General features: G+C 60.1%; 8 protein-coding genes. 4 read left to right on the top strand and 4 right to left on the bottom strand.

Annotation, left to right across the window (positions count from 1 at the left end):
* Positions 1-119: 119 nt before the first annotated feature.
* The 4 genes from arnT to AC1DH9_RS01155 form a co-directional block, all read right to left on the bottom strand.
* Complete coding sequence (gene arnT, locus AC1DH9_RS01170; protein WP_477807677.1) at positions 120-1,769, bottom strand: lipid IV(A) 4-amino-4-deoxy-L-arabinosyltransferase; 1,650 nt, start codon at positions 1,767-1,769, stop codon at positions 120-122.
* A gap of 529 nt (positions 1,770-2,298) precedes the next feature.
* Positions 2,299-2,979, bottom strand: a complete 681-nt coding sequence (pmrG, locus tag AC1DH9_RS01165; protein WP_427540121.1) for a lipopolysaccharide core heptose(II)-phosphate phosphatase PmrG — start codon at positions 2,977-2,979, stop codon at positions 2,299-2,301.
* Between the two features lie 107 nt (positions 2,980-3,086).
* A complete protein-coding gene (locus AC1DH9_RS01160; RefSeq protein WP_477807676.1) occupies positions 3,087-4,544 on the bottom strand; it encodes a sensor histidine kinase in 1,458 nt (485 codons plus the stop codon).
* The gene (locus tag AC1DH9_RS01155; protein WP_427540128.1) at positions 4,522-5,214 is read right to left on the bottom strand and encodes a response regulator transcription factor; all 693 of its coding nucleotides are present in this window, start codon (positions 5,212-5,214) and stop codon (positions 4,522-4,524) included. The genes AC1DH9_RS01160 and AC1DH9_RS01155 overlap by 23 nt, the downstream gene beginning before the upstream one ends.
* Positions 5,215-5,327: 113 nt before the next feature.
* Here AC1DH9_RS01155 and AC1DH9_RS01150 point away from each other — a divergent pair, with 113 nt between their 5' ends.
* The 4 genes from AC1DH9_RS01150 (at position 5,328) to AC1DH9_RS01135 (ending at position 11,786) form a co-directional block, all read left to right on the top strand.
* Positions 5,328-6,017, top strand: coding sequence for a response regulator transcription factor (locus AC1DH9_RS01150; protein ID WP_427540131.1), 690 nt, complete (start codon positions 5,328-5,330; stop codon positions 6,015-6,017).
* 104 nt (positions 6,018-6,121) lie between these two features.
* Positions 6,122-7,522 (top strand): efflux transporter outer membrane subunit, encoded by a 1,401-nt coding sequence (locus AC1DH9_RS01145; RefSeq protein ID WP_427540134.1) that lies wholly within the window; start codon positions 6,122-6,124, stop codon positions 7,520-7,522.
* Positions 7,519-8,712, top strand: a complete 1,194-nt coding sequence (locus AC1DH9_RS01140; RefSeq protein ID WP_477807675.1) for an efflux RND transporter periplasmic adaptor subunit — start codon at positions 7,519-7,521, stop codon at positions 8,710-8,712. The genes AC1DH9_RS01145 and AC1DH9_RS01140 overlap by 4 nt, the downstream gene beginning before the upstream one ends.
* Positions 8,709-11,786: an efflux RND transporter permease subunit gene (locus tag AC1DH9_RS01135; protein ID WP_477807674.1), complete on the top strand. Its 3,078-nt coding sequence runs from the start codon at positions 8,709-8,711 to the stop codon at positions 11,784-11,786. The genes AC1DH9_RS01140 and AC1DH9_RS01135 overlap by 4 nt, the downstream gene beginning before the upstream one ends.
* The last annotated feature ends 2 nt before the right edge of the window (positions 11,787-11,788 follow it).

The raw sequence follows: 11,788 nt of genomic DNA, 5'->3' as shown, positions 1-11,788 counted from the left end.
GTTGTGCCGTGCCTTTGAGCGCCGCGACCTGTGCGCCGGGGGGCAGAAAATGCAGATCATCTACTTGCCGGGTGACGATCTGTAGATCGTCACCCGGTAAACTGGCGCATCAGGAATCGTCAGGGCAGTTTCGGGAAAATCAGGATCTCCAGTTCGCCCCGTTTGTAGTGCTTGCCATCGATCGGCAGCAGCAAGACTTCCTGCTCTTCCAGGGCATTTTTCACCCGCATGACCACACCCACCGAACCCTTTTTACGGGCTTCGGTCATCCATTGCTGGACACTGTCCATATCAACTTTGCGGTGTGCGGCTTCAGGGAAATCAGTACCGTACTTCAACTCGCCCACCGTGTTGTACAGGTCAACTTGTGGGCGCTTCAGGCGCCAGGACAATGCCGAAGCCGCGCCCAGGTCGTTACTCAGCAGCGAAGTGGTCTCACTCAATTCCTGAACATGCTCGGCGATGAACTGGTCAGGCATTTTGCTGTTGACGATGACTGCAGGCATGGCGGCTGGCAGCAGGGCGACCAGTAGCCAGATTCCCAGCGCCGGAGTGGCCCAATAGGCCAGCGGCCGGAGAGCTTGCAGGGCATTGGCGATGATCCAGCCGGCCAGCACGATGAAGCCCAGCGACAGGGTGAACATTTCGGTGTTTTCAAAGATCGGCCTGGTGATCTGCAGATAGATCAGGACAATCAGGGCAATCGTCGCGATCGCGACGTTGATCAGGCCGTTGATGCGAATCGCCCGGCCACGGGCCTCGCTCACCAGATCGATCAGTGTACTGGCCATCAGCAAGGCCAGCGGCAGCAGGCACGGCATGATGTACGTCGGTAGCTTGCCTTTGCTCAGGCTGAAAAATACCAGCGGCAGGAGCATCCACAGTAACAGGAAGCCGGTGGTGTTCTGAGTCTTGTTTTTCCAGGCCTGAACCAGTGTCGATGGCAACAGGGCCGCCCACGGCAGGCTCGAAACCACCATGATCGGCAGGAAGAACCACCACGGCCGGGTGTGCTGGGCATCTTCGGCGGCGAACCGGCGAATGTGCTCGTGCCAGAAGAAGAACCGCCAGAAATCCGGTTCGTGACTATTGATCGCCAGTACCCACGGCAAGCTGACGATGATGGCGACGACCAGCGCTACCAGGCCATAGCGCAGCAGTTCACCAAAGCGCTTTTGCCAGATCATGTAAGGCAGTGCGATCAACACCGGCAACAGCCAGGCAAGGAAGCCCTTGGTCAGGAAACCCATGCCACAAGCGAAGCCGAGCAAGGCCCAGGCCCCGAGTTTGCTGCGTGGGGTTTTGTTATCCAGGGCAAACCACAGGGCAACCAGGCTCAGGTTGACCCAGAAGGTGAACTGCGGATCGAGGTTGGAGTAGCCAGCTTGGCCGGCGATCAGGCCGAAGCTCATGTRGAGCAGGGCGGCAGCGAAACTTTTGCGCGGATCGTTCCACAGGCGACGGGCGATCAGATACGCCAACCACACGCTCAGGYCGGTGGCGACTGCCGAGGCAATACGCRCGCCAAACAGGTTCTCGCCGAAGATCGCCTGACCGATGGCAATCATCCAGTAACCGGCAATGGGCTTCTCGAAGTAGCGAAAGCCCATGAAGTGCGGAGACACCCAGTCACCGCTCAGCAACATCTCCTGGCTGATCTGCGCGTAACGGGGTTCGTCAGGAATCCATAGCCCGTGGCCGACCATCGGCAACAGGTAGAACAGACCGAAGGCCAATAACAGGCAGGGTAGAGCCCAGCGCTTGATCATTTGACTCGTGCTCCCTGCGACTTCATTCGGCGGTTCGGATTGCTGCGTGAGCAATCAGTAAAGTGATACGTGACGAGTATTATTTTTCGCTTCATGGGACGGCCTTGATACCGGAAGACGTTGCTCGGTTTTTGGTGTTTTGGTTACGACGTTCGATGCTGCGCCGCTCTTCTTCAACAAAGACGCGTGCAGGGGCGCAGGCATCGCTGTGGCGAGCCGGTCGCATTACTCGGCAAAAGGATAAAGTCGACGCATGACATTTCTGGGCCTCCTGGCAGCGGACTGGACGGGTGTAGGTGGGTGAGCCGTTGTGAGCGGGCACCGCATGCTACAAGTGGAGCGTCGAGTCTTCCATTGAGGATTTCCCCCAAACAGGCATTCAAGCGTGAAATCCCCGGATTTTCAGTAACTCGCTGAAAAAAATAAAGTTATTCAATTTGTTTCGAATGTACGCGAGCGCTGGCGAACTGCCGTATTGGCTTTGTTTTTTGAGTTCGTTAACAGCGCTGGCGTGTCCTGGCGAACCGTATTATTTGCTGGCGAATCGCTTATCCAGCACGGTTGGCCAGTCCCCGGAATTCACAATGCCGAGCACTTTCAACTGCCCGTCAGCCGTCACCGAAACGAACAGGGAGCTGGTGTACTGACTGGTGGGAGCATGCTTGAAGCCGGTTTGTTTCTCGAAGTCGCTGATACAGCCGCTGTGCGTGACCAGGACCAGGTTGCGATGTGCCGTTTTGTGTGCGACCACATCGTCACGCATGGTCTTGCCACATTGGGCCAGCCATTCCTGATTCGACGCCTCTTTGCCAAACATGTACTGCGCGGTTTGCATCGTGCGGGTCGCCGGGCTGCTGAACACATCCGCATGGTCCATGCCCAGGGCGTTGAACCCCTTGCCGACGTCCGTCGATGCCGCGCTGCCTACCTGGGTAATGCCATCGGCCGGGCCCAGGCACGGGTTTTTCGACTGATCGCAGCGTTCGGCATGTCGAACCAGCACCACCACATCGCCTGCCTGCCAGTGTTGGAATACGCCAGCCGTTGCCATGTGATCACTTTCCGCCAGCATCGCTGGAGACCGGGGCCACAAGGTGAACCCCGTGACCAGAGCGGCCACTATCACCGCCGACGCCGCCAGCGTGACCTTCAGAAACCGTTTTTTGACCGCTCGTTTAGGCGAGTCCTTGGGTAATACAGTATTAACCACGCCTTTCACCTGTAAGTCGTATTGAGACGAAGAATGTCGATTCCGTTCAAGCAGTCAGGATAGACAGTTCACGGAAAACGCGAGCATTGAAGGTCGATTTGTGATGATCAATGTAGAGGCGGGCAAGTGGGGGATAAGTGAAACGAATGTGAAAATTTCGCTGGAACGCTTAACCCACCCTTAACGACAGCTAATTGTTTGATTTTAATTGCATTGCCATCGATCAGAGAGGCCTGCGCCAAGACCTCGTGCGAGGTCGTCGGGAAGGCGGCGTGCAACCGCGCCACGGCCGAGACCATGCTCAAGCCCAACCCGTTGCCGGGTGTGTGACGGCTCAGTTCTGAACGATAGAGCCGGCGAAATACCGCCTCGCGCTCGTCTTCCGCAATTCCCGGACCGTTATCGACTACCCGAATACCGATGCCCGTTGCGTCGCTGATGACGCTGAGACTGACGCTGCTATGGTCGGGTGAGAACTTGATCGCGTTGTCCAGCAGGTTGCAGCAGGCATCGAACAGCAGTTGCGCATCGCCAGCGATCAGTGTTGGCTGCGCGCCGGCATGGAACGCCAGGCTGATGCCGCGCTCCTCAGCCAGTGGTTCATAGAGTTCGGTGGCATCGGCGCCGATCAGGTTCAGATCGACCGGCGCAAAGTGGCTGCGTCGTGCGCTGTCTTCAATTTCGGAAATGCGTAGCAAGGCACGGAACGTCATCAGCAGACCCTTGGCCTCGGTCAGGGCCGAATCAATGCTGGCGGCGTATTCGTCCTCGCGCAGACCCCGCCGTTGCGCGCGCTCAAGGCCCGCAATCAGCCGGGTCAGGGGCGTGCGCAGGTCGTGGGCGATGTCGTCGCAGACGCCCTTGACTTCGCTCATCAAGCGTTCCAGTTCATCGAGCATGCTGTTGACGACGTTGGCGAGGCGGTCGATGTCATCGTTGTTGCCCAGGGTGGGCAAGCGGCTGCTCAAGTCGCCCTCGATGATGCCTTTGATCGAGTCGCTCAACTTGTCGAGTCGGCGCCGCGCGGAGTAGCCGAGGCCGATCGCACCTAACAGGCCGACCACCAGCAGCAGGACCCCACCGGAAACCAGCGCATGGACCAAAAGTTCGTCGAACTCGCCGATATCATGCATATCCTGGGCGACCAGCAAGGTTTTGCCGTCTTCCAGTTTATGAACGATAAACCGCACCGGACGGGAGCGATCATTGGTTTTTTGCCAGTCGAACTCGGCGGGTCGATCATATTTCTTGAACGCTGGCAGTTGATGAATGGCGCCGACAATGTACTGGCCGTTTTCATCGAACAAACTGTGGGGCAGGCGGCCTTCCGTATCCGAAATGGCGTGTTTGCGGATTTCCTCTTCCCGCAGTTGCGGGGTTTGCTGGCTGCGATTCTCTACCTGACGATAGAGCGCAGTGTCGGCCTCGGTCTTCAGGTAAAACGCGGTCTGCCAATAGATGTAGCCAAACAGCGCCAGAAACGAGCAGCCAAACAACCCGAGGAACATCAGGCCCGTGCGAAAACTGATGGTGCGCGGAATCTCACTCAGGTGAACGGAGAACATAGCCAGCCCCCCGAATGGTATGGATCATCTGCGGCTCACCTTCGGCGTCGATCTTGCGACGCAGGCGGCCGATATGCACCTCGATGACATTGGTGCGCTCGTCGTAGCTGTAATTCCACACGGCTTCAAACAACATGGTGCGCGTGACCACCTGTTCAGCGTTGCGCATCAAGTGTTCCAGCAGCGCGTATTCACGCGGAACCAGGTCGATGGTTCGGTCGCCACGGCGCACACTGCGGCGTAACAGGTCGACGTGCAGGTTGCCGACGCGCAGCTGGTTGTCCGGTTCGCGGGTGGCGGGTTCGGCACGGCGACGACTCAAGGCGTCCAGCCGTGCGGTAAGCTCGATGAATTCGAAAGGCTTGGTCAGGTAGTCATCGCCTCCGGCGCGCAAACCTCGAACACGCTCATCCAGCGCGCTCAGGGCACTGAGGATCAACACCGGCGTGCTCACGCTCGCCGCTCGCAAGGCGGTCAATACGCCCAGCCCATCGATGCCGCCCGGCAGCATCCGGTCGAGCACGATCAGGTCGAAGGGCTCGCTGAGGGCTTTGAGCAAACCGTCGCGGCCATTGTCCACACGGGTGACGGTAAACCCGTGGTCCTGCAGGGCTGCTTCAATTTCGCGAGCGGTGGAGTTGTCGTCTTCGACGACCAGAACGTGGGTCATGGGAGTTGAACCGGCCACTTGAACGGGTTAGAGATGGCATAGTGTGTCAAATCCAGGCAGGCGCCAACGTCGCCGCCGGATAAATAAAAGTTTAGGTTGAGAGAGAAAGCTCCTTGCGCATTCTAGTCGTTGAAGACGATGCCCAGACCGCCACCTACCTGTTGCGTGGTTTGACGGAAAGCGGGCATGTGGTGGATGTCGCCGAAGACGGCAACGATGGCCTGGCCATGGCCCTGGAAGGGATTCATGACGCGTTGATTGTCGACCGGCGCCTGCCGGGGCTCGACGGTATCGCCCTGGTGCGGGCGATACGCAGTCGCGGCCTGCATATTCCGGTGTTGATGCTCAGTGCTCAGTCGACCACCGCGCAAAAGGTCGAAGGCTTGCAAGCCGGTTGCGACGATTACCTGGCAAAACCCTACGCGTTCGCCGAGGTGCTGGCGCGCCTCGACGCCTTGCTTCGCGGCGCCGATCAACCGAGCGCAACAGGACGCAAGCTGCAAGTCGGCGAACTCGAACTCGACTGCGCGACCCGTACGGCGGTGCGTCAAGGCCGTAGCATTGTCTTGCAACAGCGTGAGGCGCTGTTGCTGGAAAAACTCATGCGCCATAGCGGTCAAGTGGTCACCCGCGACATGTTGCTCGACAGCGCCTGGGATTACACCTTCGATCCCAACGACAATGTCATCGACAAACATATCCATCGCCTGCGGCGCAAACTCGATGAAGGTTTCGAGCACTCGCTGATCAAGACCATTCCGGGCGCGGGTTACAGCTTTCAGGGCAGTCGCGAGCCCGATTAAATAAAAGTTTACCTGCAGGCGAACGCTCTGCAAGGCGCTGCTGGCTATCTTCGGCTGATTCGTGGACGTGCTCCACAATCGTTTCAGCCGGAGATCGCGTGCCAATGTCAGTTGCAACCTCATCGAGGCGTAACTTTTTATCAATATCGGTGTTGCTGGGCGTATTGATGCTCGGTGGCTGCTCGATGGTGCCCGCCTACCATCAACCGGAGTTGCCGCTGGCGGCAAACTGGAATGGCGCCGGGCAAACGGCCGCGGCACGGGGAAGGCAGTGGTGGAGCGAATTCCACAGCGCCGAACTGAATGACCTGATCACCCGCGGCCTCTCGGCCAATTACAGCCTTAAAGCCGCGGCCAGCCGCATCGAAGAGGCACGCGCTTCGGCCCAGGTGGTCGGCGCCGGGCAATATCCGACGCTGGCACTGGGCGGCAATGTCCAGCGTCAGAACAATTACGGCACCACCAAGAAAAGCAGCGTATTCGCCCAAGCGACCTACGAGCTGGACTTCTGGGGCAAGCAGCGCGCTGCTGCCGACTCTGCCGACGCGCTGGCCAATGCCAGTGTGTTCGACGCGCAAACCCTGCGCATGAGTCTGGGGGCGAGCATCGCCGACAGCTACTTCCAGGTCTTGTCGCTGGAAGAACGGCTGCGCCTGGCCCAGTCGATAGCCGACGACGCCAAGCAGGTACTCGATCTGGTCGAAGTCCAGGCCAGCCAGGGCGCCGTGTCCAATCTTGAAGTGGCGCAGCAACGCAACGCCTTGCAAACCTTCGAGGCGGCGATGCCACCTTTGCGTCAGCAACGCGATCTGGCGCTCTACCAATTGGCGGTACTGGTGGGCGAGACGCCGCAAGGTTTCCACCTGAAAAGCTTCGGTCTTGACGGTTTGCAGATGCCACGTCCGTCCGCTGGACTGCCCATCGGCCTGCTGCGTCAGCGGCCCGATGTGCAAGCAGCCGAAGCGCGACTGGTCTCGGCCAATTTCGATGTCGGGGTCGCCCGTGCGGCGTTCTTGCCGAATCTGTCGCTGGACCTGATTGGCGGTATCGACACCATTGCCGGCGGCAACATCTGGAGCGTCGTCGGCACATTGGCCCAACCGGTGTTCACCGGCGGCCAGCTCACAGGTCAATTGCACGTTGATCAGGCCCACGTGCAGGAACTGACCGCCAGTTACCGTGAATCGGTGATCGAGGCGCTGCAAGACGTCGAAACCCAACTGAGCGCCACCCGCGAACTGGATAAAAGCTTCGCCTTGAATCAGGCCGCGGTGGACTCCGCCCGCGAGGCCGCGAGGTTGGCGCAGGTGCGATATCGACTGGGTTCCACCGATTTCCAGACCTTGTTGATCGTCGAGCGCACCCAGTATCAGGCCGAAGACACGCTGTTGCAGGTACGCCTGCAACACCTGCTGGCCGCCGTCGGTTTGTTCCGGGCGCTGGGCGGTGATTTCACCCCCGACACTCTTGCTTCCCTTTCTCCTTCTCAGGCGTCACACCCATGAATGCTAAGCAACGCGTTGCGAACCCTCGCCATCGAGCACTCTCCTGGGCGCTACTGATTCTTCTGTTGGGCGCAGGTGCAGGTGGATTTCAGTGGGTCAAGCGGGCTCAGGCTGCACCGGCCAAAACCGAAGCCGCCGCCGTGCCAGTGCAACTGACGCAAGTCAGCCAGCAGGACCTGCCGATCTGGCTCAGTGCGATTGGCAACGTCCAGCCGCTCAACAGCGTCAATGTGCGGGTCCGGGTGGATGGCGAGTTGCAGAAAGTCCTGTTCAAGGAAGGCCAGACCGTGAACGCCGGCAGTTTGCTGGCGGTGATCGATCCACGGGTTTACCAGGCTCAGGTCGCTCAAGCGCAAGCACTGGTGGCCAAGGATCAGGCGCAACTGGCCAACCTGCGGGTGAGCCTGGACCGGGCCAGCAAACTGGCGGCCGCCAAGGCCGGGCCGACCCAGGACGTCGACACCTATCGCGCCGAACTGGCCGCGCAACAGGCCACGGTGCAGGCCGACCAGGCAGCACTCGATACCGCGCGCCTGCAACTGGAATTCACGCAGGTCAAGGCCCCGCTGACCGGGCGTACCGGCCAGCGCTTGCTGGACGTCGGCGCCATCGCCCACGGTGCGGAAGCCACGGGGCTGGTGACCATTACCCAGATGAACCCGATTTCGGTGGCTTTCGCCGTCTCCCAGGACGAACTCCCGCAGATCCTTGAAGAAAACGCCAAGGGCRCCTTACAGGTGGTCGCCATGACCCGCGACGGCCATCAGGAAATCGCTCGCGGCCGTCTGAGCTTCATTGACAGCCAGGTCGCTGCCGCCAGCGGTCAGATCCAGTTGAAGGCCGAGTTCGACAACAGTACCAACCAGTTGTGGCCTGGCGAATTGGTCAGCGCACGCTTGCTGGTCAACACCCGTCAGGACGTCACGGTGGTGCCGGCCAATGCCGTGCAGTTCGGCCGTCAGGGCAATTTTGTCTATGTGGTCGGAGCTGACCAACGGGTGCAACCGCGTCAGGTCGATGCAGCCGCCGTGGTCGATGGCAAGCAGTGGATTCGTCAGGGATTGGCCGCCGGAGAAACGGTTGTCGTGCAAGGCCAGTCACGCATTGCGCCAGGCGTCAAAGTCGCACCGATCAAGGCTGACGAAGCCGCTGCGCTGGCGGCTGCCACGCCGGTGGAGAGCGCACGATGAAAGGGCTCGCCGGACTGATTCAACGACGCGTGGGCCTGAGCCTGTTGGCGCTTGGGGTGATGTTGCTGGGCGCTTTCGCGTACTTCCAGTTACCGGTAGCACCGTTGCCTACGGTGGACTTTCCGACCATTCAGGTCACCGCCAAACTCTCCGGGGCCAGCGCCGAGACCATGGCTTCATCGGTCGCGACACCACTGGAAAGAGCTTTTGCCGCGGTTCCGCAAGTCACCTCGATGACCTCATCGAGCGCGGCCGGCAAGACCCAGGTGGTGTTGCAGTTCGACCTGTCGCGGAACATCGACGGCGCTGCGCAGGATGTGCAGACCGCGATCAACACCGCCACACCGAACCTGCCGAAGACCATGACCAGTACGCCGACCTTCAACAAGGTCAACCCGGCGGAAGGGACGGTGTTGTCACTGGCCGTGACCTCACCGACGCGCACGCTGCCGGAACTTGACCGTTACGCGGACAACTACATTGCCCAGCGTTTGTCGCAGATGCCCGGCGTCGGCCTGGTGGATTTCCACGGTGAGCAAAAACCGGCGGTGCGGATTCAGATCGACCCGGATGCGCTGGCCGCACGGGGCCTGAGCCTGGAAGACGTGCGCAGCGTGATCGGCGTCAGTACCGTCGATCAGCCCAAGGGCACCCTTGACGGGCAGACCCGTTCCGTCACGCTCGGCGCGACCGACCAGATGCTCGACCCACAGCATTATCGGGATCAGGTGATTGCCTATAAAAACGGCATGCCGATCAAGCTCGGTGACCTTGGTCGGGTAATCGCCGGTGCCGAAGATACCCAGCAAGCGGCACAATTGGGCGGTGAGCCGACGGTGATCGTCGACATTCACAAACAACCGGGTTTCAACTTGCTGTCGACCATCGCCACGATCAAGGCCAAGTTGCCCGAACTGACGGCATCGTTGCCTCGCGACGTGCAGGTTCAGGTGGTCGGCGACCGTACCCAGACCATCGAAGCCTCGGTTAACGACATGCAGTTCACTTTGCTGCTGTCGATTGCCCTGGTGGTCGTGGTGATCTTCGTGTTCCTGCGCAAGGCCACCGCCACGTTGATTCCCAGCCTGACCATTCCGCTGTCGCTGGTGTCGACCTTCGGCGTGATGTATTTGCTCGGCTACAGCCTCGACAACCTGTCGATCATGGGCCTGGCCATTGCGGTCGGCTTCGTGGTGGACGACGCCATCGTGGTGATGGAAAACATCGTGCGTCATCTGGAAATGGGCAAGTCACGCCTGCAATCGGCGGTCGATGGCTTGCGCGAAGTGGCGTTCACCATTGTCTCGATGACGGTCTCGCTGATCGCGGTGTTCTTGCCGATCCTGTTGATGTCGGGGATCGTCGGGCGCTTGATGCGCGAGTTCGCGGTGACGGTCAGCGTGGCGATCATCATGTCCTGCATCGTCTCGTTGACGATCACCCCGATGCTGTGTGCCTGGCTGCTCAAACCGCATGCCGAGAGCGAGGAGGGGTGTTTCGCCCAGGCTTGCGAGCGGGCGTTCACCGGCCTGCACAATGGCTATCGCCGCAGCCTCGACTGGGTGCTCGACCATCAGCGTCTGACCCTCGGCGTGGCATTGGCCACGCTATTGGCGACCGCAGTGTTGTACGTGAGCATTCCCAAGGGCTTCTTCCCGCAGCAGGACAACGGCCTGATCCAGGGCGTCGCCGAAGCCGCTGCCGATATTWCGCCGATGGCCATGCGTGAACAGGTCAACCGTGTCGCCGAAGTCGTCGGTCATGACCCGGCGGTGGCCAAGGTGTATTTCTGGATCGGCCCGAACCCGACGGTCAGCCAGGGCAAGGTGATGATCAACCTCAAGCCGTTCAGCGAGCGCACCGACAGTGCCCAAAAGGTGATCAGCCGTCTGCAGCCAGCGCTCGATCAACTGTCCGGGGTCAAGGTCTACTTGCAGGCTAACCAGGACATCCAGATCGGTGGCCGCGCCAGTAAAACCCAGTACCAGTACACCCTTCAGGACCCGGACAGCGCAGAGCTGGATCACTGGAGCGGGGTGCTGCTGGAAAAACTCAAGAGCTTGCCGCAACTGCAACATGTGACCTCTGACCAGCAACAGGCCATTGCTCAGGCAACCCTGGTGATCGACCGTGCCACGGCCGCCCGTCTGGGCGTGACGGTGCAGGCCATCGACGACGTGCTGTACGACGCCTTCGGGCAGCGTCAGGTCGCGACGATGTTCACCCAACTCGACCAGAACCATGTGGTTCTCGAACTGGACCCGCACTGGCAGACATCCACCGCCACGCTGGAACACTTATACGTACGCGCCAGCTCCGGAACCCTGGTGCCATTGAACCTGTTGGCGAGCATCAAGACCGAGCAGGTGCCGATTATTATCAACCACCAAGGGGTATTTCCGGCCATCACCCTGTCGTTTGACCTGGCGCCCGGCCAAGCCCTGAGCGATGCAGTCAGCGCGATCAACCAGGCGTCTTTGGCGGTGGCGATGCCCGACTCTGTGGTCGGCAGTTTTCAGGGCACCGCCCAGGCGTTCCAGGACTCGTTGAAATCACAACCCTGGCTGATTCTGGCGGCCATTTTGACCGTCTATATCGTGCTGGGCGTGCTCTACGAGAACGCGATTCACCCGTTGACGATCATTTCGACCCTGCCATCCGCCGGGTTCGGTGCACTGCTGGCATTGATGCTCTGTGGACAGGACCTGTCGGTCCTTGGGATGATCGGCATTATTTTGCTGATCGGCATCGTCAAGAAGAACGCGATCATGATCGTTGACTTCACGCTGTCGGCCCAGCAGCGTGGCCTGTCTGCCAGAGACGCCGTGCGCGAAGGGTGCCTGTTGCGCTTGCGGCCGATCCTGATGACCTCGCTGGCGGCACTGCTTGGCGCGGTGCCATTGGCGTTCGGCCACGGTGCCGGCTCGGAGCTTCGCCAGCCATTGGGCATTGCTATTGTCGGCGGCCTGGCGGTCTCGCAGATCCTGACGTTGTACACCACCCCGGTCGTCTACCTTTGGTTTGAGCGTCGGCGTCGCAGCCAAAAACTCGTCGCGCAGGCCATCAAGGTGTGACG

It is taken from the genome of Pseudomonas sp. 05T35 (assembly GCF_056396605.1).
The sequence above is the reverse complement of the archived record's forward strand: the minus strand, read 5'-3'. Positions and strand labels throughout refer to the sequence as shown.

Excerpts from the sequence above, each read along its gene's own strand:
- AC1DH9_RS01160 (WP_477807676.1), bottom strand. The coding sequence starts at position 4,544 with ATGTTCTCCGTTCACCTGAGTGAGATTCCGCGCACCATCAGTTTTCGC.
- AC1DH9_RS01155 (WP_427540128.1), bottom strand. The coding sequence starts at position 5,214 with ATGACCCACGTTCTGGTCGTCGAAGACGACAACTCCACCGCTCGCGAA.
- AC1DH9_RS01145 (WP_427540134.1), top strand. The coding sequence starts at position 6,122 with ATGTCAGTTGCAACCTCATCGAGGCGTAACTTTTTATCAATATCGGTG.